The 22,391-nt window shown below is 38.9% G+C and carries 23 protein-coding genes and 3 tRNA genes; 6 read left to right on the plus strand and 20 right to left on the minus strand.

The genetic code is table 11. The features are described from left to right. Positions 1-56: 56 nt before the first annotated feature. Positions 57-983 carry a ribose-phosphate pyrophosphokinase gene (locus CVS93_RS02355; RefSeq protein ID WP_107686428.1) on the minus strand — a complete coding sequence of 309 codons (927 nt, stop codon included), beginning with the start codon at positions 981-983 and terminating at the stop codon, positions 57-59. A gap of 94 nt (positions 984-1,077) precedes the next feature. Beyond that, positions 1,078-1,482: a hypothetical protein gene (locus CVS93_RS02360; RefSeq protein ID WP_107686429.1), complete on the minus strand. Its 405-nt coding sequence runs from the start codon at positions 1,480-1,482 to the stop codon at positions 1,078-1,080. A gap of 124 nt (positions 1,483-1,606) precedes the next feature. Between CVS93_RS02360 and CVS93_RS02365 the strand changes: the two genes are divergently transcribed. Then, on the plus strand, positions 1,607-1,966 hold the full coding sequence (locus tag CVS93_RS02365) for a DUF488 domain-containing protein (RefSeq protein WP_107686430.1): 360 nt from the start codon (positions 1,607-1,609) through the stop codon (positions 1,964-1,966). A gap of 9 nt (positions 1,967-1,975) precedes the next feature. On the opposite strand, the gene CVS93_RS02370 is transcribed toward CVS93_RS02365, so the two are convergent. The 14 genes from CVS93_RS02370 to gmhB all read right to left on the minus strand — a co-directional run bounded on the left by CVS93_RS02370 (position 1,976) and on the right by gmhB (position 15,080). Then, a complete protein-coding gene (locus CVS93_RS02370; protein ID WP_107686431.1) occupies positions 1,976-2,800 on the minus strand; it encodes a pyridoxamine kinase in 825 nt (274 codons plus the stop codon). Beyond that, positions 2,801-3,667 (minus strand): radical SAM protein, encoded by an 867-nt coding sequence (locus CVS93_RS02375; RefSeq protein WP_107686572.1) that lies wholly within the window; start codon positions 3,665-3,667, stop codon positions 2,801-2,803. Positions 3,668-3,713: 46 nt separating this feature from the next. Further along, a complete protein-coding gene (hemE, locus tag CVS93_RS02380; RefSeq protein ID WP_107686432.1) occupies positions 3,714-4,736 on the minus strand; it encodes a uroporphyrinogen decarboxylase in 1,023 nt (340 codons plus the stop codon). Positions 4,737-4,828: 92 nt separating this feature from the next. After that, positions 4,829-5,335: a YqhA family protein gene (locus tag CVS93_RS02385; protein WP_087578735.1), complete on the minus strand. Its 507-nt coding sequence runs from the start codon at positions 5,333-5,335 to the stop codon at positions 4,829-4,831. A 16-nt stretch (positions 5,336-5,351) separates the two neighbouring features. Next, a complete protein-coding gene (locus tag CVS93_RS02390; protein WP_085657435.1) occupies positions 5,352-6,377 on the minus strand; it encodes an aspartate-semialdehyde dehydrogenase in 1,026 nt (341 codons plus the stop codon). A 50-nt stretch (positions 6,378-6,427) separates the two neighbouring features. Further along, positions 6,428-7,582 carry a sigma-54-dependent transcriptional regulator gene (locus CVS93_RS02395; RefSeq protein ID WP_107686433.1) on the minus strand — a complete coding sequence of 385 codons (1,155 nt, stop codon included), beginning with the start codon at positions 7,580-7,582 and terminating at the stop codon, positions 6,428-6,430. An 11-nt stretch (positions 7,583-7,593) separates the two neighbouring features. Further along, positions 7,594-7,986, minus strand: a complete 393-nt coding sequence (locus CVS93_RS02400) for a hypothetical protein (RefSeq protein WP_103600104.1) — start codon at positions 7,984-7,986, stop codon at positions 7,594-7,596. Further along, positions 7,962-8,462, minus strand: coding sequence for an LPP20 family lipoprotein (locus CVS93_RS02405; RefSeq protein ID WP_107686434.1), 501 nt, complete (start codon positions 8,460-8,462; stop codon positions 7,962-7,964). Before CVS93_RS02405 ends, CVS93_RS02400 begins: the two co-directional genes overlap by 25 nt. A 44-nt stretch (positions 8,463-8,506) precedes the next feature. Beyond that, entirely contained in the window at positions 8,507-11,128 is a 2,622-nt protein-coding gene (gene gyrA / locus CVS93_RS02410; RefSeq protein WP_107686435.1) for a DNA gyrase subunit A, read from the minus strand. Between the two features lie 98 nt (positions 11,129-11,226). Beyond that, positions 11,227-11,622, minus strand: coding sequence for an SseB family protein (locus tag CVS93_RS02415; RefSeq protein WP_107686436.1), 396 nt, complete (start codon positions 11,620-11,622; stop codon positions 11,227-11,229). A 1-nt stretch (position 11,623) separates the two neighbouring features. Beyond that, the gene (gmhA, locus tag CVS93_RS02420) at positions 11,624-12,193 is read right to left on the minus strand and encodes a D-sedoheptulose 7-phosphate isomerase (RefSeq protein WP_107686437.1); all 570 of its coding nucleotides are present in this window, start codon (positions 12,191-12,193) and stop codon (positions 11,624-11,626) included. Next, complete coding sequence (gene rfaE1, locus CVS93_RS02425; RefSeq protein WP_107686438.1) at positions 12,168-13,586, minus strand: D-glycero-beta-D-manno-heptose-7-phosphate kinase; 1,419 nt, start codon at positions 13,584-13,586, stop codon at positions 12,168-12,170. The genes gmhA and rfaE1 overlap by 26 nt, the downstream gene beginning before the upstream one ends. After that, positions 13,579-14,568, minus strand: coding sequence for an ADP-glyceromanno-heptose 6-epimerase (gene rfaD / locus CVS93_RS02430; RefSeq protein WP_107686439.1), 990 nt, complete (start codon positions 14,566-14,568; stop codon positions 13,579-13,581). The genes rfaE1 and rfaD overlap by 8 nt, the downstream gene beginning before the upstream one ends. Beyond that, positions 14,565-15,080: a D-glycero-beta-D-manno-heptose 1,7-bisphosphate 7-phosphatase gene (gene gmhB / locus CVS93_RS02435; RefSeq protein WP_107686440.1), complete on the minus strand. Its 516-nt coding sequence runs from the start codon at positions 15,078-15,080 to the stop codon at positions 14,565-14,567. Before gmhB ends, rfaD begins: the two co-directional genes overlap by 4 nt. A 91-nt stretch (positions 15,081-15,171) precedes the next feature. Here gmhB and CVS93_RS02440 point away from each other — a divergent pair, with 91 nt between their 5' ends. Both CVS93_RS02440 and CVS93_RS10050 read left to right on the plus strand, forming a co-directional pair. Beyond that, entirely contained in the window at positions 15,172-15,474 is a 303-nt protein-coding gene (locus CVS93_RS02440; RefSeq protein ID WP_072594134.1) for a c-type cytochrome, read from the plus strand. A gap of 245 nt (positions 15,475-15,719) precedes the next feature. Further along, complete coding sequence (locus CVS93_RS10050) at positions 15,720-16,043, plus strand: tyrosine-type recombinase/integrase (RefSeq protein WP_159071510.1); 324 nt, start codon at positions 15,720-15,722, stop codon at positions 16,041-16,043. Between the two features lie 28 nt (positions 16,044-16,071). Here the strand turns inward: CVS93_RS10050 and CVS93_RS02450 are convergent. The 4 genes from CVS93_RS02450 to flgL form a co-directional block, all read right to left on the minus strand. Beyond that, positions 16,072-16,146: transfer RNA gene (locus CVS93_RS02450), tRNA-Met, on the minus strand. 26 nt (positions 16,147-16,172) lie between these two features. Further along, positions 16,173-16,247 (minus strand) — tRNA-Gln (locus CVS93_RS02455). Positions 16,248-16,354: 107 nt separating this feature from the next. Next, positions 16,355-18,538: a DNA translocase FtsK 4TM domain-containing protein gene (locus tag CVS93_RS02460; RefSeq protein WP_413784286.1), complete on the minus strand. Its 2,184-nt coding sequence runs from the start codon at positions 18,536-18,538 to the stop codon at positions 16,355-16,357. A 41-nt stretch (positions 18,539-18,579) separates the two neighbouring features. Further along, a complete protein-coding gene (gene flgL / locus CVS93_RS02465; RefSeq protein ID WP_107686443.1) occupies positions 18,580-20,895 on the minus strand; it encodes a flagellar hook-associated protein FlgL in 2,316 nt (771 codons plus the stop codon). 139 nt (positions 20,896-21,034) lie between these two features. Between flgL and CVS93_RS02470 the strand changes: the two genes are divergently transcribed. From CVS93_RS02470 to CVS93_RS02480, 3 genes are all read left to right on the plus strand, one after another. Beyond that, positions 21,035-21,781 carry a YaaA family protein gene (locus tag CVS93_RS02470; protein ID WP_107686444.1) on the plus strand — a complete coding sequence of 249 codons (747 nt, stop codon included), beginning with the start codon at positions 21,035-21,037 and terminating at the stop codon, positions 21,779-21,781. Between the two features lie 124 nt (positions 21,782-21,905). Beyond that, a complete protein-coding gene (locus CVS93_RS02475) occupies positions 21,906-22,208 on the plus strand; it encodes an HU family DNA-binding protein (protein ID WP_012001719.1) in 303 nt (100 codons plus the stop codon). A gap of 70 nt (positions 22,209-22,278) precedes the next feature. Then, positions 22,279-22,365 (plus strand) — tRNA-Leu (locus CVS93_RS02480). The last annotated feature ends 26 nt before the right edge of the window (positions 22,366-22,391 follow it).

Consider the following 22,391-nt stretch of genomic DNA (forward strand, 5'->3'; position numbering starts at 1 on the left):
TAGATAAAGAAGATTTGGCTTTTGCCTGAAACACTCAAAACAAAAGCCAAGATTAATTAAAATAAGCTATTTACGCTTTCATTGTGATATACACGGCGTATCACTTCGCCAAATAAAGAAGCTGCACTTAGCACTTTTATACAAGAAAGCTCCTCAGCTAGAGGGATCGTATCTGTTACCACTAGCTCATCTAAAAAGCCTAGTCTTAGCCTATCGTAAGCTGGTCCACTAAGGACTGGATGCGTACAAAATGCCATAACGCTAGTTGCACCACGCTCTTTAAAAATTTCAGCTGCCTTTACGATCGTACCAGCGGTATCGATCATATCATCGACTAAAATCACATCTTTACCATTTACGTCACCGATTATATTCATCACTTCGCTTTCATTTGCTTTTTCGCGGCGTTTATCTACGATAACCATGTCAAGATTTAGATTTTTAGCTAAGGCTCTAGCACGAGCCACGCCACCTACATCAGGGCTTGCAACGATTGGATTTGGTAAATTTTTAGCTCTTACGTAGTCATTAAAAATGATACTTCCATAAAGGTTATCAACCGGAATATCAAAAAATCCTTGAATTTGTCCTGCATGAAGATCCATAGTGACGACTCTATCGATACCTGCTGTTTGCATCATGTTTGCCACTAGTTTTGCAGTGATCGGCACTCTAGGAGCTGCTTTTCTATCTTGTCTAGCGTAGCCAAAATACGGCACAATCGCTGTTATAGAGCTTGCACTACTACGTCTTAAAGCGTCAGTTAAGATAAGTAGTTCCATTAAATTTGTATTTGTCGGTGCACATGTTGGCTGAATGACAAAAACATCTTTTCCGCGCACGCTCTCGCCGATTTGCACACTGATCTCTCCATCGCTAAATCTTTTTATACTTGCCTCGCTAAGAGGAAGTGAAAGATATTGCGAAATTTTCTTTGAAAGCTCAATATTAGCCGTTCCTGAGAAAATTTTATAGCCTCTCATAATGATAACCTTTTTAGTGATTTTTATGTTGGGATTTTATCAAAACGAGCTTTAATTTAAATTTATTCTTTTTAGGACTATTTCTAGCCCTAGTTTAATTCTTATCGCCACAGTCAAAAATTTGTGCTTTTATTCTATAAGATGCCGCAAACTGACTGCCTCTAGGGCAAATATCAAGATTTTGTCCATAGTAGCAAAGCGGTGATTCATTTACAATATAAAGTACGACTCTCTTGTGAAGTCCAACGATCTCAATTGCCTCATTTTTTAGATCATTCATTGCGCCTTGTCTAAGCCCTTCAATAGTTGGATTCATTCTGCCATTTGCCTCGTCACTTCCCTCTGCTTCGCCTAAAACTTTACAGTTATAAGGTGTAGAATTTACCATTGCTATGCCTTTTGAATCTGGCAATAATGGCTTTGGCGTAAATTGTGGCGCTACACAACCAGAAAATAAAAATAAGATAGTGCAAAAAACTATCAAATTTGAAATTTTCATTTAACCTCCTTAAATAAATTTTGGCATTATTCTATTTCAAAAAAAAACGCAAGGTAAATTTTAAAAAATTATAAGTTAGTCTAAAAAATTTATTCATTAACCTTACAGCATTACAATTACAAACATGTTTAAAGCTTATAGAATTTATGATTTTATCAAAGATGATAGTTTGGATATGAGGGCGGCTTTTGTTGATAGACTCTATCCAAGGGGCATAAGAAAAGAGATATTTTCAAATTTCCTTTGGCTAAAGGATATCACACCAAGCACTGCTTTAAGAGAGTGGTTTCATGAAGATAGAGAAGCTAGATTTGATGAGTTTTGTGAGAAATTTGAGCTCGAGCTTGATAATGAAAAAGCGCAATCTTGCTTTAAAATGCTAAAAAAACTAGAAAAAGAGCATGGAGATATAGCACTTCTAACAGCTAGCAAAGATATAAATCTTTGCCATATCGTTGTGTTATTAAAAATTTTAAATAAGTAGTTTGCCCGCCTATTTTGCAAGAGTACCAAGTATCTTTTCAAACTGTACGCCATACCAAGTGCGGTTTTGATCTTTCAATGTGGCTTTGATGCTATCAAGCACAAAATTTGCCGCCTTTTTTATGGCAGCCTCTATCGTTTCGCCATTTACTAGTGAGCCAAAAAGCACAGAGGCAAATATATCTCCAGTTCCACTTGTGTGAAATGGTAAAAATTCATGAAAATATTCTACTTTCTCTTTCGTCTTTGCGTCGTAAGCTATGATGCCGCATTCATTTTGCTTGTATCTAATACCCTTTAACACGATTTTATATGCACCAAAACTAGCCAAATTTTCTAGCAAGTCCAAAATATAATCTTCACTATATTCATCTCTCAAAAATGATTTGCCACACATAAAACTTGCTTCAGTTATATTTGGCGTTATAACATGAACTTTTGAGCAAAGCTCACGCATTTTCATAACAAATTTTTCATCAAACCCATGATAAAGCTTGCCATTGTCACCCATGCAAGGATCCACAAGTATTAGCGGAGCAGAGCCACTAAACTCATTAAAAATTTTCTCTATCAGCTCAAGCTGACCAAAGCTACCTAAAAATCCAGTATAAATTCCATCAAATGTGATATTTTCTTTGTGCCATACTTGTGTTACCGAGTCAAATTCATCAGTCAAATCACGAAATGTGAAATTTTTAAAGCCAGTATGAGTCGAAAGCAACGCAGTAGGCAAAATACACGCTTCAATGCCTTGCGCGCTAATTACTGGAAGTGCTACAGTAAGGGAACATTTGCCAACGCACGAGATATCTTGTATTGTAAGGATTCTTTTCATTTATGCTCTTAGTTTGTAAAATTTCACTCCAGCAACATCTGCTAGATAAATCACATCTTGTTGCAAGAGCTTGTTTAAAATTTGCTTTGAGTACTCTGAGAAATTTTCTTCAATATTTGCAATAGTTTGCGGACGACGCCTTAGCATTTCTAGAATTTCATCCTCACTAAAGTTATACTTTTGCTCTATCTTGTGAGCTCTAGCTATATTAACCGGTACGCCACTTATCTGCTTGGCTAGCTCCTCTAGTTTTTTGGCGTCTGCACCCTTTACATTGTAAGCTGGTGGGCGATCTATCGTGCCAATATCCACTCGGTGCGGAGCTATCTCATTTATCGCTGCATTGAGTGCTATAAATTCCTCTTCTTTGTCGTTAAATCCAGCCACGACCAAAATTTCAAGCACAAGCTCGCCATTAAATTCCTTGCGAAATTTAGCCATTGCTTTTATAAGTTCATTTACTTCTATGCCGCTTTTGTTGCGGTCTATCTTTTTAAAAGTACTTTGCACCGCGCTATCAAGGCTAAATTTCACTATATCAAGCCCATGTAGTGCTTCACAAATTTTTGGGTCACGCACGCCTGAGCCATTACTCAAAATAAGTGTTTTTGTGCTACCTTTTAGCTCATTTACTTTTGCTATCAGCTCTTTTAAGTGTGGGTAAAGAGTTGGTTCGCCATTTGCCGTAAGTGTGATGACATCGATGTTTTGATGAGTTTTTAATGCTTCTTTTAAATCGCTTATGATCTCATCAACGCTTGGAGGATTTTCTATCTCTTCAACTGGCTTTGCACCACTTAGCTCACAATAAACGCAGTCAAAATTACATGATTTTTGCTTTGGGCTTAGATCTATGCCAAGGCTCATGCCAAAACGGCGAGAATTTATCGGTCCAAAGACGATGCAAGGCTTGTTACCTTGCACTTTTTGTCTGTACCTGTTTTATAAAATATTTTGCATTCTCAACTGGCACATCAGGCAAAATTCCATGCCCAAGGTTGAAAATATGAGGCGCACCTTTCATCGTGCTTAAAATTTTCTCAATGCCTTCATCTATCGCCTTTTTGCTATAAAGCCTTGTTGGCTCTATATTGCCTTGAAGGACGTATCTTGGGCTAAGTTTTGCTTTGGCTAGCTCGATCGGTGTGCTCCAATCAACGCCAAAAACGTCAAAGTTTCCTGAAATTTTATCCAGATAGCCACTTATTCCTTTTGGAAAAACGATGACTGGAATTTCTGGAAACTCGGCCTTAACACTATCAACTATCTTGTTTATGTAGTTAAATCCAAACTCAAAATATGCCTGCTCTTCAAGTGCAGCCGCCCAGCTATCAAAAATTTGCACTGCATCTACACCTGCTCTTATCTGCTCTTTGACATAAAGAATGAGAGATTGCGTCACTTTTTCTAAAATTTGATGTAAAAATTCTGGATCTTGATAGAGCATTTTTTTGCAAACCGCATAAGTTTTACTGCCACCACCCTCGATCATGTATGTAGCTATCGTCCAAGGTGCGCCGCAAAAGCCAATGAGCGCCTTATCTTTGGCCAAATTTTCTCTTGTAAGTCTGATCGTATCATAGACGTATGCTAAATTTTTAGTCGATTTTTCGATACTAAGTGTATCAAGTACGGCCTTATCACGCAAAGGCTTGCTAAAAACTGGCCCCTCGCCCTTTTCAAAACGCAAGTCCATGCCCATTTCAAGAGGCACAACAAGAATGTCGCTAAATAAAATCGCCGCATCAACGCCAAGAATTTCAACTGGTTGAAGCGTAACTTCACTAGCCTTTTTGTAGTCTTTGCAAAGAGATAAAAAATCCCCTGCTTGTGCGCGTACTCGCATATACTCTGGTAGATATCTACCAGCTTGGCGCATCATCCAAACAGGCGTATAAGGGGTAGGTTTTTTAAGACAAGCGTCTATAAAAATCATTAAATTTCCTTTAAATTTTTAAAGGGATATTACCTAAAAATAGCTAAAGAAAAGATGTAGAAGAAATTTTAAGCGTAAAAACGCTTAAAATTTTAGTGATCTCCCTTGTGAAGGAAATAAAGTCCAAGACAAAGCGCTAGGATAGAAGCCGCAAGATATGCCATCTCAAGCGGTGTCGTAAAGTTTGCGTGAAGCACCCTTTGGAAGAAATTTACGATTAAGACCATGACGATCACTTTGCCAAGCTTATCTTTTAGCTCATCAAGAGAGTGAACCTCTAAGACTTTGCTCTGCTTTGACTGCTTTAGCTGTGTGATCTCTGAGATGAAAAGCTCGTAAATTCCGAAGCTAAATATATAAAGAACAAGCGCCATCAAGTATAGATCGATCGCTCCAACGATCTCGCCAACGACTTCTGAGTGAAAATTTTCAACGTGAAAATCTGCAGCAAAAAAATATTTATAAACCTCTAAAAGTACCTTGCCGACGTCATAGCTTGCAATGATAAAAAGTACGATCGCACCTAAAAGTCCAAAAACTACTGGAAAAAGTGTAAAGCTGTTGCTAGCAAGCAAAATTTTTTCAAATATCTTACGCAATAAAAATCCTTTTTATTTACTCTTGCATCGCGATCCACTTTTGTGCGATCCTGACGGCATTTGTCGCAGCCCCTACGCGGATCTGATCGGCACTGCACCAAAGGTGAAGCACATTAGGTCTGTAATTATCAACTCTGATCCTACCGACATAAGTCTCATTTGTATCGCTTGAAATGATAGGCATTGGATACTCTTTATTTGCTGGATTATCGACTACAACGACGCTTGGAGCCTTGCTTAAAATTTCTCTTGCTGCATCCGCACTTACATCTTTATCAAAGTGTATAGTAATCGCCTCAGAGTGGCTTCTAAGCACTGGCACACGCACACAGGTAGCGCTAACTTCTATATCTTTGTGAAGAATTTTTTGCGTTTCATTGACCATTTTCATCTCTTCTTTTGTGTAGTCATTGTCCAAAAAGACATCGATGTGAGGGATCACATTTAGTGCTAGGCGGTGCGCAAATACCTTTGGCTCGCACTCATCAAGCTTAAACTCAAAGAATTTTTGCATCTGAACGACAAGCTCTTCCATACCCTCTTTGCCAGCACCGCTTGCTGCTTGGTATGTAGAAACATCGACTCTATTGATACTAAAAGCGTCGTTTAGTGGTTTTAAAATTTGCACCATTTGGATGGTTGAGCAGTTTGGATTTGCGATGATACCGCGATTTTTCCACATAGCAATATCACTTGGATTACACTCTGGCACAACAAGAGGGATGTCTTTATCCATCCTAAAATGGCTGGTGTTATCGATGACTACTGCGCCACTATCAGCTGCAAATTTGGCAAATTTTTCTGAGACTGAACCGCCCGCACTAAAAAAAGCAATATCTATCTCATGCTCGCTAAAAACCTTTTCGGTTAGCTCTTTTACCTTGTAATATTTGCCATTAAATTCGATCTCGCTGCCAGCACTTTTTGCGCTAGCAAGCGGCAAAAGCTCTCCAACTGGAAACTCAACCTCTTCCATCACTCTAAAAAGCTCTTCGCCGACCGCTCCAGTAGCACCAACGACTGCTACGTTAAATTTTCTCATCTGCTCTCCTTATCTTTTTTTAATTTTCGTAATTTTACTTAAATTTATGGCTATTTTTTGCTTCTGGCTTGCAAAAATAGATCTTTTGGCAAAATTTCATCACCCTCGCTTAGTATCGCTGCACGCTGCACGACTGAAATGAGCTCTCTTATGTTGCCTGGATAGTCGTAGCTCAAAAGCTCCTCTTTAGCCGCTTTTGAGAAATTTTTAGCCTCAAAGCCATACTCTTTGCAACATTTTTCCAAAGTATCCTGCGCGATAGGCAAAATTTCATCCTTTCGCTCGCGAAGTGGCGGGATGAAAAGCGGGATCGTGTTTAGGCGGTAGAAAAGATCCTCTCTAAACCTGCCCTCCCTCATCGCAAGCTCTAAATTTGCATTTGTGGCACAGATGATGCGAACGTCGATCTTTTCACTCTTTGTAGCGCCAAGTCTTGTTATCTCGCGCTCCTGCAAGGCACGAAGCAATTTTGGCTGTAAATTTATAGGCATCTCGCCGATCTCATCTAAAAATAGCGTTCCGCCATTTGCTAGCTCAAACTGTCCTTTTTTTGTAGTCGCAGCGTCGGTGAATGCGCCTTTTTCAAAGCCAAAAAGCTCACTTTCTATCAAATTTTCAGGGATAGCAGCCATATTTAAAGCAACAAATGCTGCATCTTTTCTAGGTGAGTTTGCATGGATAAATTTAGCAAAGACCTCCTTGCCAACGCCGCTTTCGCCACTAAGCATTATTGAAGCGTCAGTCCTTGCGGCTTTTAGCGCGATATTTAGCGTAGCTTCAAGCGCCTTTGAAGTGGCTAAAAAGCCGTTATTTTCGCTTTTTGTTTCTATTTTTTTTATAGTTTTTGGAGTTTTTTGCTTAAGAAGCTCGACCCTTTTTATCGCCTCGTAAAGCGTTGAGACGTCAAACGGCTTGGTTAAAAAGTCCTTTACGCCGAGCCTAACGCTCTCGATCGCCTTATTAAGTGTCGCGTTTCCAGTCATTATGATGACGTCAAATTTGCCGTTTAACTCCTTAATAAACTCAAGTCCATCCATCTTTGGCATGTTTATGTCGGTGATGATTAGATCAGTGTCGTCGCTTAGTTTTTTTAGGGCTTCAACTGCGCTCTTATAGCTTTTGATGTTTAGTTCTTCATACTCGCCAAGTGCGATCTCAAGCGACTTTCGCATATTGATGTCATCTTCTACTATGACGATATTCATTTGATCTCTTTTTATTGAAGTGTGCCGATGATAGCGGATTTTGGCTTAAATTCCACCATAAACCTAACTGGCAAAATTTTCAAATTTGAAGCATTTGTGACCTGCGCATTTTTAACATTTAGCTCATTTTTTATCATCACTTTTTTTAAAGCAAAGCAGTCAAAAATCTCATCTTTGTGTAAATTTAAAAAGCCAAGAGTTGTAGTATTTTCATCTTTAAAAGCATCTATCTGGCAAAGAAATTTTGGTTTTGGATTTGGTGAAAGGGTCATCGCCTTTGAAAATGAAATTTCTTCAAAGGCAACTATTTGATTTTTCGTATCAACCTTCGCCCAGAAGATAAACTCCTCCAAGCAAAAGGCGAAATTTAAAAATATAGTTAGTAAGAAAAGACTTCTCGCCACTTATCTTCGTCTATCTTAAGCTCCATATTTACCTTATAAAGCCCGTCTTTGAAATTTTCGTTCACGATCCTTGCGTTTTTGACAAGACCTTGAACCTTTGAAGTGATAGATGAGTCGTTTAGCATCGCGTCTCTTACGGTGTCTTCAGCGTTGATCTTTACGCCATAAAGCTTACCAGCAAGCTGCGAATAAGCATCCGCCATCGCCGCTCTTTTTGCAAGAGTGACCGACTGAGCGTATGAGAGCGAATTTAGCGGAGCTATACCCTCGCCTGTGGCTCTAAAAGTGGTCTCTTTTGGAGCGCTATCATATATCATCTTCTCTTTTTTCATCACCTCTCTAAGATCGTCTTTATCGACCTTTTGGATAACTACGTTGCGGTTTGATGTGTTAGTTGGCTCACCCATAAAGCCGTTAAATGAGCAGCCGCCAAAAATAGTAATCATCAAAGCAAAAGATAAAATTTTAACCTTCATAAACAACCTTTTTTATGCTTTTATTTAAAATTTAATAGCAAAATTTATTCCAAAAGCCCCATATCTTCGCTTGGTGCTTCTTCCTCATCCTCGCCATCATCTGCCTTAGGGCATCTTGCGATACTTACGACATCATCGCCATCGACATTTACTACGATCACGCCACTTGTGTTACGTCCTGCTTTGCGGATGCTTTGCATATCGACTCTTATCATCTTACCGCTTGATGTTAGAGCCATAAGATCTTGCTCTTCATCAACCATCACAACGCCTACTAGATCGCCTGTTCTGCTTGTTAGTTTCATACAGATGACGCCTTTGCCGCCACGATTTGTCAAGCGGTACTCATCAGCGGTTGTGCGCTTGCCGATACCTTTTTGAGATATGCTTAAAATTTCTTGATCATTGCTTTCGATGACTGCTGCGCCTACGACCTCATCGCCTGGCTCTTTAAATTTGATACCAGTTACGCCGCGTGCAGTTCTTCCCATTTGGCGAACTTTGCTGATCTTAAATTTAAGGCACATACCCTTTTTAGTAACGACAAATAGCATTGTCTCATCGCTTGAGTTTGCGTCCTCTTCGGCATTTACATTATCTTCGTCGATCTCATTTTGAAGCTCTTCTATCTCAAGCACCTCTGTCTCAACGCTTAGCTCATTTTCTGGGTCAGTCACTGGCATATCATCGTATGTTTGAGCGATGAGTGCAGTTACTAGCTCGTCGTTCTCATCAAGGCTTATCGCTCTTACGCCGACTGAGCGGATGTTTTTAAACTCACTTAAATTTGTACGTTTTACGATGCCATTTTTAGTGAAGAACGCTAGCGATTTGCTCTCGTCAAAGTCGGTCGTTGGGATGATCGCTTTGATCTTCTCATCAGGCTGCAACTGGATCAAATTTACAACTGCTTTGCCCTTTGCTGTGCGGCTTCCCTCTGGGATCTTATAGACTTTTAGCCAGTAGAGCTGTCCGCGGTCAGTCACAAACATAAGCGTATCGTGGGTATTTGAAGTAAAGAAGCTCTCTATAAAGTCATCATCGTATGTCGTGACCGCTACTTTGCCCTTGCCACCGCGTTTTTGCTTCTCGTACTGCTTGCTTGGCACACGCTTGATGTAGCCGCGGTGAGTTATGGTTACAACCATATTTTCATTTGGTATGAGGTCTTCGATATCGATGTCATCGTAGTCATCAACGATCTCAGTAACTCTTGGTACTTTAAATTTATTTTTGATCTCAAGAAGCTCTTCTTTGATCAAATTTTCAAGCAATGTCTCGCTTTTTAAAATTTCATCAAGTCTTGCGATCTCAGCCATAAGCTCGGCCAGCTCAGCCTCTAGTTTCTCGCGCTCAAGACCCGTTAGCTTGCTTAGCCTCATATCTAGGATAGCGTTTGCTTGAAGCTCTGAGAGGTTAAATTTACTCATCAGCCCTTCTCTAGCAACCGCTGTATCGGCACTATTTCTAATAAGTTCGATCACCTCGTCGATATTATCAAGTGCGATCTTTAGACCCTCTAAGATGTGGGCTCTTGCGCGCGCTTTTTCAAGCTCAAATATAGTCCTTCTAATGATAACTGTTTTTCTGTGATTTAAAAATAGCTTAAGTAGCTCAATAAGGTTAAATACCTTTGGCTCTTTGTTATTAATAGCAAGCATAATAACGCCAAAAGTGCTCTCCATCGTGGTTGATTTAAATAGGTTATTTAGCACGATGTCGCTCATTGCGTCGCGTTTTAGCTCGATAACTACGCGAATACCGTCTTTATCAGACTCATCTCTAACCTCGCTAATGCCCTCTATCTGTTTATCTTTTACAAGCTCAGCGATCTGCTCGATAAGCCTAGCTTTGTTTGTTTGATATGGTAGCTCGTCGATGACGATCACATCTTTATTTGGCTTTTTTTCTATGTGGGTTTTTGCTCTTAGTTTGACCCTGCCACGACCTGTGCGGTAGGCCTCTATGATGCCCTTTTTACCAAAGATGATACCGCCAGTTGGGAAGTCTGGACCTTTTATAAATTCCATCACCTCTTCAAGTGTCGCCTCTTTGTTTTCAAGAAGTAGTAAAAGACCGTCTATTAGCTCATCAAGACTGTGTGGTGGGATATTTGTCGCCATACCAACAGCGATACCGCTTGAGCCGTTTAATAATAAATTTGGCACACGGCTAGGCAAAACATCTGGTTCGACCTCTCTATCGTCATAGTTTGGTACAAAATCAACCGTGTCTTTGTCAATATCTTTTAAAAGCTCTTCGGTAAGCATTGTCATTCTAGCTTCGGTATAACGCATCGCAGCTGCACTGTCGCCATCTATCGAGCCAAAGTTTCCTTGTCCATCAACGACTGGATAACGCATAGAAAATTTCTGAGCCATACGAACAAGTGCGTCATAAACCGCCGTATCGCCGTGTGGGTGGTACTTACCGATAACTTCACCGACGATACGAGCTGACTTCATATAGGCGCTTCTGCTACCAACGCCAAGATTGTCCATAGCATACAAAATTCTTCTGTGAACTGGCTTTAGTCCGTCTCTAGCATCAGGCAAAGCACGTCCCACAATGACACTCATGGAGTAGTCAAGATAGCTAGTTTTTATTGACTCTTCGATATCAACAGACGCGATATCTTGGGTTAATTCAAGTAGATTGTCTTTCATTTTTTTCCTTAAATTTAGCTTGGCTGATTTTAGCTTAAAATTAATAAAAACTTGCTAAATAGTAAATCAGCGACTTTGGCAATAGTGCGATAAAAATTTTAGTCTAAAATTCTTACTATCTGCTCTTTTTTAAGAATAAAATCATAGCTAAAAGCATCTATCACGACACCAGCGTAGCTACTCTCTTTTAGCATCGCAAGATACTCTTTTAGGCCTATCTCAATGCTCTCTTGCTCACTGTCATTTCGCCAAAGCTTCATCGCCTCTTTGCTTGTAAATGCCGGAAAATAGCTAAGCTTCTCGCTCTCATCTTCAAGTAGGATAAATTTGATATTTGAGCCCTCCTCCTCATAAACTACGCCACCGTCAGGCTTTGCAAGCGCTTGGTTTAAAAGCACCGGAGCAAAAAAAGTAGCCTTTTTTAAAGCCACTATCAAATTTACCTCATTTTGCTGGCTGGGTTCATTTAAAAATTTATCCATTGCTTCTTGCATATTAACCCCTAAAAGCCTCGTCTACAGCCTGGCAGATCGTGTGAATAAAAAATATGTGCGACTCTTGTATCCTTGCGGTATCGCTTGAACTAACGACTAAATTTAGATCACACCCTTCATTCATCGCACCGCCGCCTTTGCCGCTAAGTCCAAGCACTGATGCGCCCATTTTCTTGGCACTTTTTATAGCTTCAAGGACGTTTTTGCTATTGCCACTTGTTGAGATCGCCACGAGCAAGTCACCAGACTGCGCTAAGGCCTCAAACTGACGTGAAAAGACATAGTCAAAGCCGTAGTCATTGCCAATGGCCGTAAGTGCCGAAGTATCAGTGGTTAGCGCGATACCAGGTAGTGGCTGGCGCTCGCTTTTATATCTGCCAGTTAGCTCGGCTGCAAAGTGCTGAGCATCTGCCGCAGAGCCACCGTTGCCGCATATTAGCACCTTTTTGCCATTTTTTAGCGTATCAGCTACCATCTGGCAAGCGCGCTCTAGGCTATCAAGTAAATTTACATGCTCGCTAAAGGTCCTTTGGTGAGTCTCGAGTTCATTTTTTATCATTGTTTTTAGCATCTTTTATCCTTTTTATTATCCCTGTTGTGCTTTTGCCCTCGACAAAGTCAATTAGCCTGACCTCTTTTACGATCTCGCTGCCAACGACCTCTTTGTCTTTATAATCAGCCCCTTTTACAAGCACGTCAGGCTTTATCTTTGTTATCAAATTTAATGGCGTATCCTCATCAAAAATCACGACATAATCAACAAATCCAAGCCCACTTAGCACGCAGGCTCTATCATCTTGCGAGTTTATAGGTCTAGCCTCGCCTTTTAGCCTCTTAACTGAAGCGTCTGAGTTTAGCCCGACAACCAAAAGATCGCCAAGCTCCCTTGCGCGCGCTAGGTATTTTACGTGCCCAGCGTGCAAGATATCAAAGCAGCCATTTGTGAAAACGATCTTTTTTTTGTCCTTTTGGCTCAAAATTTCTTCTAACTCCTCAACGCTTTTAAGCTTGTGCTCGAAATTTGCCCCAAACGAGCTATTTAGCAGCTGCTCGATCTCGCTAAAGCTAGCCGTTGCGCTACCTATCTTAGCCACGACGACGGCTGCTGCAAGGTTTGCTATCTTTATCGCCTCTTTTATATCAGCCCCGTTTGCTAGCATGTAGCCAAGTGTAGCTAGCACCGTATCCCCAGCGCCAGTGACGTCAAAGACCTCTTTTGCTTTAGCAGCAAAGATGTGTAGCCTGTCATCATATAGCGCGATACCCTCTTCTGAGATTGTGATAATCGAATAGGTCAAATTTAGCTCGTCTTTTAGCTGTTTTATCGCCTTTTCAAGCTCAGCTTTGTCTTTTATCTTTAAATTTGTAGCCTCGCTCGCCTCTTTTTTATTTGGCGTTAGAAGAGTTGCGTTTTTGTATTTTGAGTAGTCACTACCTTTTGGATCGATAAGTACTGGGATCTTTAGCTTCACGCACTCGTTTATTATCTCTTGGCAGACCTTTTCGCTAAGCACGCCTTTGCCGTAGTCACTTAACAAGACAGCCTTGAAATTTGCAAGGTTTTCTTTTACTTTTAAGATGAGCTCATCTTCTAAATTTATCTTGACGACGCTCTCTTTATCGATCCTGACAACTTGCTGGTGGGATGCCATAATACGGCTTTTTATCGAGCTTTCACGCCCTTTTTCGGTAAGGATTAGCTCATCTTTTACATTTAGCTCAGCAAGCTTCTCTTTTATCTTTTTGCCAGCCTCATCATCGCCTAAGACGCTAGCCACGCTCACGTTCGCGCCAAGGGAAAGTAAATTTCTCACCACATTGCCAGCGCCACCAAGCGTATAGGTTTCGTTATTTATCTTAACAACCTGCACTGGCGCTTCAGGCGAGATGCGCTCGCAACTGCCCCAGATGTAGTGATCTAGCATGAGATCGCCAACGACTAAAATTTTAACTTTTTTAGCCATTTAGCTCTTCCTTATAAATTCTCTTTATCTCTGGCAAGTAGTCTTTGATCGCTTCTTCCAGACTCCAAGTTGCACTAAAGCCAAATGCCTCACGAGCTGGTGCTACGTCGGCCTCTGTGTGAAACTGATATGAGCCGATAAATGGGTTTTTGATGTATTCGTTGCCTAAATTTACGCCGATCTCACGCTGCAAGATGTCAGCGATATCTTGAAAGCTCCTTGCTTTGCCAGTAGCTGCGTTATAGACGCCACTTGGCGCGTCAAGTGCTTTTATATTTGCATCAATGATATCTTTTATGTAAACAAAGTCACGTTTGATCTGGTCGCTGCCTTCAAAGAGTCTTGGAGTCTTGCCAGCTAAAATTTGTAAGCCAAACTGAAGTACCATCGAAGCGGTTTTATTTTTGAAAAACTCACCCTTGCCAAAGACGTTAAAATACCTCAGCCCAACCACGCTCACGCCACGCTTTGCGTAAATTTTATTGATATTATCCATGCTTAGTTTGCTAAAGCCATAGACGTTATTTGGCGCTTCGCACTCACCAACTGTTTGTGGGCTCTTTGCGTTGCCATAAGTGGCGCCTGAGCTAGCGTAAATTATCTTTGCACCCAAACTCTCGCAGATATCAAGCAAATTTACAAAAGCGTTTACGTTTGTTTTTATTAGCTCGTCTTGCTCTTTTACGGTTGTATCAGAAATCGCTGCCTCGTGATAGATGACGTCTGGACGAAAGCTCTTTATCTTCTCAAGCGTGCTCTCATCGTTGATATCGCCAGCGTAAATTTCACCCTTAAATCCAAGTAAATTTTTAAAATGGCCAAAGCTTTTTAGGTTGCCATTGCTAAATGTCTCGTCGTTTCTAAATTTATCCACGACAAGCACGTGAGCGTCTTTGTAATTTTCATCAAAATAATGCGCCAAAGCTGAGCCGATAAAGCCAGCGCCACCAGTTATAACTATCTTTTTTCCATTTAAATTCATAGTGATTTTTCCTTTTTTAGCTTATTTAAAACATCTCTTACATCTTTAAAATTTATCCCATCAAGCAAGAAATTTCTACCAACACCTGCTCTTTTGCCAGCCTCGACGTCGCTTGGCTTATCGCCTATCATGAGCGAGTTTTTAATATCTATATTAAACTCATCCTTTGCATCAAGTATCATTTTTGGATTTGGTTTTCTGCAAGCGCAATCCGCCTCTGGAGCGTGTGGGCAAAAGTAGACTTTGGTGATAAAAATTTGCTCTTTTTTGAAAATTTCAAGCATAAATTTATTTAGAGTATCAAACTGCTCCTGCGTGTAGTAGCCCCTGCCGATGCCTGATTGATTTGTCACGACAAAGAGCTTGTAGCCAGCCTTGGCAAATCCTCTTAAAGCATCAAAAACGCCATCGATAAATTTAAAATCTTTTATCTCGTAAACATATCCAGCATCTTCGTTTATTACGCCGTCTCGATCTAGAAAAAGTGCTTTAATAGGCTCATTTTTATTCATTTGGTGATTATAGCCAAAATATTTTAACTAGCTTCTTGCGAATTTACCTTTTTGTACTATAATGCACAAACTTTTTTACAAAGGATGAAAAATGAAAAAATTACTAATTGTTTCTAGCGTTGCGGCTCTACTTTCAACTGCTGCCTTTGCTGCAGATGGTGCTGCTATCTACAAAAAATGCATCGCCTGTCATGGCGCAAAAGCTGAAAAAATGTTCAATAATAAAGTTCCAGCTTTAACATCTCTTGATGCAGCAGCTATCGAAGAGGCACTAAAGGGTTATAAAACAGGAGCAAATAAATTTGGTCTTGGCGCTATGATGAAACCAATAGCTACTCCAATGAGCGACGAAGATGCAAAAGCAGTAGCTGAATACATCCAAACTTTAAAATAATAATTAGGGGCATTCGCCCCTCCTACATTTTAAATTTATACTAATAATCCATAAAACATATAGTAGATGGGAATTTCTTTTTTTATATTTAAAAGTTATGAAACCTAATTTTTACCAATCTTCCTTTTTACAAAACTATTCTAGTCTTCAAAGCCATAAAACAACGCTTAGAAATAGCTAAGAGTGTAAGTAAAATAGAGGCACGCAAACTCTTTACTGAAACAAAAGACGACCAAGTGCTTCGTATGGCTTACTACTGGGTATCTCAAGATGCTTATGATAACTGCAAAGACCTACCATTAAACAAGTGCCCTATAACTCATCTAAACCACGATACAGCAAATCGTATGTGGTGGGCTGTAAGAAACCATCTAGGATATAAGGGAGAAAACAACACTCACGGACTATACGTATTACGCCATACAGTGGCTTCCAGGTTAGTGAGTTTGAAGGGATTTAATGCTCATAAACTGATGGCTTTTATGGGTCATACAGATATTAAAAGTAGCTTACACTACGTTCATCTCAATGTTGATGATATACGTGATGGTGTGGGGGTTGGCGTTTAGTTTTTAGATGATAAAAATATGAGGCATTTGGTTGCGGAGGACGGATTTGAACCGCCGACCTTCGGGTTATGAGCCCGACGAGCTACCACTGCTCTACTCCGCGATAAGTATTATTTTGGATTTAAAAAGTGGATGGGGTAAGAGGATTCGAACCTCTGAATGACTGGACCAAAACCAGTTGCCTTACCGCTTGGCGATACCCCAATGTTTTTAAGAGTTGTAATTATATAGATTTTAATGTGCTTTGTCAAGACTTTTTAGAATTTTAATAAAAATTAAAATTCTAAAATTAAAGCAGTTTATGACTTTAGCTATAAAATTTCTCTTTGTCCTTTTGCATTTACTGGACTTAAAACACCCATTTTCTCCATTTGCTCTATTATGTTTGCAGCTTTGTTGTAACCTATTTTTAAACGTCTTTGCAGATAGCTTATCGACGTTTTTTGCTCACTTAAAATGATCTCTTTGGCCTCTTCATAAAGCTCATCAAGTTCATCTTCTCCTAGAGTACCAGCAGCCACGCTTCCGCTTGTGCCTTCTTCTATTAAGAATTTCTCATCATAAACTACATCTTGTTGCTCTTTTAAGAAATTTACAACCATTTCTATCTCTTTTTCGCTAGCAAATGGCGCATGCAGTCTTATCACACCAGGACTTCCAGGAGGTGTAAATAGCATATCTCCGCGTCCAAGCAAACTCTCAGCTCCCATTTGATCCAAGATGACCTTACTATCGATCCTCTGCCCTACCCTGTAACTTATCCTGCTTGGTAAATTTGCCTTTATAAGGCCAGTCACAACATCGACACTTGGGCGCTGGGTTGCCACTATCAAGTGTATACCGCTAGCTCTTGCCATCTGTGCTAGGCGGCCGATGTAAAGCTCCACATCCTTGCCACTAGTCATCATCAGATCAGCTAGCTCATCGATGATCACAACGATATACGGGAACTGCTCACCGCCTTCCTCTTTCATCTTTTCATTGTAGCTCTCTATATTTTTCGTACGAGTTTGGCTCATTATCTTATATCTTCGCTCCATCTCAGCGACCATATTGGCAAGTGCAGTGATCGCCTTTTTAGCCTCTGTAATAACTGGAGTTAGAAGATGTGGGATGTCGTTATATATGCTAAATTCAAGCATTTTTGGATCGATCATCATTAGACGTAAAGTTTGCGGGCTATTTCTATAAAGTAAGCTTAAAAGCATCGCGTTTATACCCACGCTCTTGCCTGATCCAGTTGTACCTGCGATTAGTAAATGTGGGAGCTTTTTAAGGTCTGTTACAAAAGGAGTGCCCACGATATCTTTGCCAAGAGCCATGGTTAGCGGACTACTTGCATTTTTAAAGACTTCGCTCTCTAAAATTTCTTTTAGATATATAGTTTCTAAATTTTGATTTGGCACCTCGATGCCTACCACATCTTTACCAGGGATTGGCGCTTGGATACGGATAGTTTGAGCTTTTAGTGCCATCGCTAGGTCATCTTGAAGCGTTAAAATTTTACTTACCTTGATATGTGGGGCTGGACGAAACTCAAATGTTGTGACGATAGGCCCAGTATAAGTTCTAACCACATCGCCGTCTATTTTAAACTTACGGAGTTTATCAAGCAAATTAGAAATTTGCTGATCGATTTCCGTTTCATTTACACTATGCGAGCGTTTTGGCGGATCGTTTAAAAATTTAAGCGGTGGCAAGACAAAATTCTTTGGCTTTTCCACATTTCCTCGTTCTATTTGATCAAGCAGCTTCTTATTCTCAGCCACTTCGTTTAAAATTTCAACTCCGTTTATAGTTGAGGCCCTACTCTCTATTTCTGGCTCAGGCTCTAGCTCTTCATCTAAATTCTGTTCATCATCATTTAGCACCTGAGCTTCGATAAGCTCTTCTTCTTTTGTGCCTTCAGATTTTGACCTCTTGCGTTCTATCTTTGGGATTTGTTTTGGTTTTATATCCTTTAAATTTTTACTCGCCTCGTAGCTTTTTGGCTCTCTATCGACAAAAGCCTTTCTTAAAACAATTATAAAATTTTCTCTAAAAGCAAGCCCAAGTGAGATAATAAACATCATAAGTATAGCAACCGCAGTGCCAATAGAGCCGATCACCTCTTTTAAAGCACTAACTATAAAATTCCCAATTATACCGCCATTTGCACTTGAAGCACTCAAGGCTTGAAACATCAAAAAAGCTATAAAAAAGAGAAAAATTCCTACCAAAAACTGAGCAAAATCAAAATCAAATTTCTTAAAATTTTTATAGACAAAATAGCCCAAAATGATCAATAAAAATGGATAAACATATGCGATAAGTCCAAAATATTTGATATTTAAAATACCAAGGCTTTGTCCAAGCGAGCCAACAAAATCAGCAGTTGGAGCAGCTGTAGCGATACCAAAGTATATAAAAATGCAAACAAAAATTGTAAATAAAATATGTCGTAAAATTTTAGATCCTTTATAAAAAAGGCTTATTATAGCACGCTTGAGTTTAATTTTAAAAAATCAGCAAGCTAGGCAGCCTGCTGATTTAAATTTTAATTTAAATAATTTAGCAAGCTTAACTGATTTATCTTCGCACTTGCTTGTAGGGTTGCTTGATAAGATAGTGAAAGCTGCGTAAATTTCAGATATGACTCCGCATAGTCTGCGTCAATTACATCATTTTTAACAGTTTGTACATTTACTTTCATTACTTCGGCTCGCTCTTTTGTAGCGGTTAAAAGTCTTGATTGAGAGCCGATCTTTGTAAGCTCTTTATTTGCATGATCTATTAGATGATCAAGCCTTTGTAATGCGCCTTGCATGCCGGTATTTCGTGGATCATTGCTATTTGCATCAGCTCTATAATATCCCTTTCTAACAGCTTCAATCATATTATCAAGGTCTTGAAAAACGCTCGTACTTGGCTCATCAATAGTTAAGGCATTATTTTCATTAAAGCTAAAGACAGAACCCTTTCCTTGAGGGTGGCCAGCATTACCAGCCGTATCTCTACCAGTGCTATCGCCATCAAATTTATCGCTATTTTTTGCATCATGCATAGTTACTTCTATGTTTGTTACTGATTTTGTCTTATCAGTTAAAACCATTCTGCCACGATCATCTAAAGTTGTCTCTACCGCGCCCTTTGTTTTTGATAAAGCCTCTTTATAGGCATTATAGTTTTGATCTCTTTTTACTTTTTCTATATCTGTATCAAAATTTGCATTTTCTGCATGTGGAGGATTTGGGATATTATCACTTGCTGCCATTGCAACGATATCCATGAGCTGCCTATAAGTAAAATCGCTAGCATAAGTTCTATAACTTCCAAACTCATCTGAGTTATAGACTGTTAAAGTCCTAGGTGCAGAAGGTGTGCCACCTGGTGGTGTAGATGTTATTTCAAATTGCACTGGAGTATTTGTGCCCCCTGCTGTACCCATTTTTACCTTTATGTCATATTTTGTACCAGTGATTGACTTTACTTGTAAATTTATCTCTTGGTTGTCGATATTAAAAAGCTCTCTCTTTCTAGCATCGACATCTTTTGGATATAAATTTCTATCGTAGCTCTCTTTTGTACCAGAAACTTCGCTTAGCTTTGTCTGATCTGTTGCATATTCGCCCGTTCTTCTAGCTACTTGAGGTAAATTTGCGATTAGCTCATTATCCTTTCTTTCAAATCTAACCTTATCATAGTCAAATGCATTTGTCGCGTTTCCATCTTTATCGGTATATTTGCTCTTTATAAACTCAGTGATGTGAACCGTTTTTGGAACGTTATTTGCCATAGTTTCAAGATCTTCAAGAGAATTTACCGCATCAAGTGCGTTGTTTTGAGCGATTGCGCCGCGATTTGGTGCTACTGATGTGGCTGCAACCATATGAAAGTCAATAGTCTGGTTGCCTTTAGTAAGATCTTTTATATTAAATTGCCCATCGTTATTTATACTTACATCAACAACTTTTGTTGTTTTTGTATTGCCAAATTCCATACCGATTTTTTCCATAAGTCCAGCCATTGTTGTATTTGCACTCATCTTAAATTTGCTAGTAAATGTCGTGCCGTCTGGCTTTTTACCTTGCATGAAAAAATATGTATCCGGAAAATTTACATTTGAATTATCTAAAAAATCATAATCCGGATTTATTGTTCCATTGTAAGAGCCGTCACTTCTAACCACTGAATCACTAGCGTAATTTAGCCCGATCATATTTTTTATCTTGCTGTTATCGTTTAGAAATTTTGGCGCATAAGAGATGTCGGTTCTAGTTTGATCAGCTAAACGAACATTTGTAGTCAAAATTTTACTGTAATCGCCATCTTTTCCTAAAAATAGATCATATCCTGGGATATTGTAAGGAAGCTCAACCTGAGCGCCAGCTGATGTTTTCATATAATCACGGTTGCCTTGATACTTTCCCGCACCATCTATTGGCTTTGTATCAACAGCGCTTCCAGAAAACAAAAACTGTCCATTAACCGAAGTGTTTGCAATATTCACAAGGTGATTTTTTATACCTTGAAGGTCATTTGCCAAAGCCTCTAGCGATGTCTTACTATGCACGCTGCTAGCTGCTTGGACTACTTTTGTCTTAAAATTTTCAAGCTGTTTTTCAAACTCTTGCAATGCATTATCTGTATTTTTTGAGAAATTTACAGATTTACCAGTGGCATCAACTACTTGAGTGAGAGTAGTTGCTTCATAATCAAGCCTCATCGCATCATTATAAGTCGCAGCACCATCGTATGGATCTTGAATTTTCAAACCATTTGAGAGCTGCTTATAGCTTTTATTTACACCAGTCATATTTTTTTGGTAGTCATGCAAAGTCTGACTAAAACGTAGTTGGTTTGTTATTCTCATAATTTTTCCTAAATTTTTTATTCACTCTAAGCAAAAATGATTCCGCTTGTTTTTATATCGGTAAAAATTTGATTTTTTTTAGCATAAAAAGTTTATTGTATAATCCAACAAAAATTTACATATAAAATAGGTAAGAACAATGGCATTAAAAATTCTCTTTTCTCCAAGCGAAAGTAAAATTTCTCTAAATACGAATAATAAATTTAATGGTAATGATTTGATATTTCCAGAACTTTTTGACAAAAGAGTTGAAATTTTAAATAGATACGATGAGTTTTTAAAAAATGCAAATTTAGACGATATAAAAAAGCTTTTTGGGCTAAAAGAGCTTGAAGAGAGCAAGCAGTTGCGAGAAAGCCTATCTCAAAAAGGCAGTATAAAAGCTATCTTAAGATATGATGGCGTAGCTTATAAGCATCTAAACTATCGTGGTTTAGACAATGAGGCACAAAAATATATAGATAATAATGTTTTAATATTTTCAAATTTATTTGGGCCTATCTTAGCAAAAGATGAGATACCAGAATACAAACTAAAGCAAGGTGAAAAGCTAGGTGGCTTTGAAATTTCAAAACTTTATGAAAAAAATTTTAGTAAAGCGGTTGATGAGTTTTTGCAAAATGATGAGATTTTAGACCTTAGAGCTAAGTTTTATGAAAAATTTTATACTATAAAAAAAGAATACATAACTTTTTGTTTTGTAAAAAATAAAAAAATAGTGAGTCATCACGCAAAAGCATATAGAGGCGAAGTCTTGCGCCAGATAGCAAATGAGCTTGTAAAAAATAAAGATGAGTTGTTGAGCTTAAATTTTAAAAATTTAAGGCTTATTGATATGAAAAAGATTGGTCTAAAGACCGAGCTTATGTTTGAAATTTGCGAGTAAATTTTTAAAAAAATTGCATTTTTTGTTAAAAAAACGTAAAAAAGAGCTAAATTTGGGGAAAAAGTATTGTATTTTTTTTTAAAAGAGTGTAATATAGCCACATAACTTCTTAAAAGGATGGTTCATGAAAAAAGCTGAATTTATTCAAGCTGTTGCCGATAAGGCTGGTCTTTCAAAAAAAGATACTCTAAAAGTTGTTGATGCTACTTTGGAGACAATCCAAGCAGTTCTTGAAAAAGGCGATACAATTAGCTTTATAGGCTTTGGTACTTTCGGTACTGCTGACAGAGCTGCAAGAAAAGCTAGAGTTCCTGGAACTAAAAAAGTTATCGACGTTCCTGCTAGCAAAGCAGTTAAATTCAAAGTTGGCAAAAAACTTAAAGAAGCAGTTGCTGCTGGTGCTGCTAAAAAAGGTAAAAAGAAATAATTTTCTTTTTCGGGGAGCAACTCTCCCCTTTTTTTCTCTCACACAAAAATTAACTTTTAATCTTACTTTAGCCCGAGTGGTGAAACTGGTAGACGCGCCAGACTCAAAATCTGGTAAGGGCAACCTTGTGTCGGTTCGAGTCCGACCTCGGGCACCATTATTTACCTAAATAATTTCTAAATT

Source organism: Campylobacter concisus, assembly GCF_003048535.1.
Taxonomy (GTDB): domain Bacteria; phylum Campylobacterota; class Campylobacteria; order Campylobacterales; family Campylobacteraceae; genus Campylobacter_A; species Campylobacter_A concisus_S.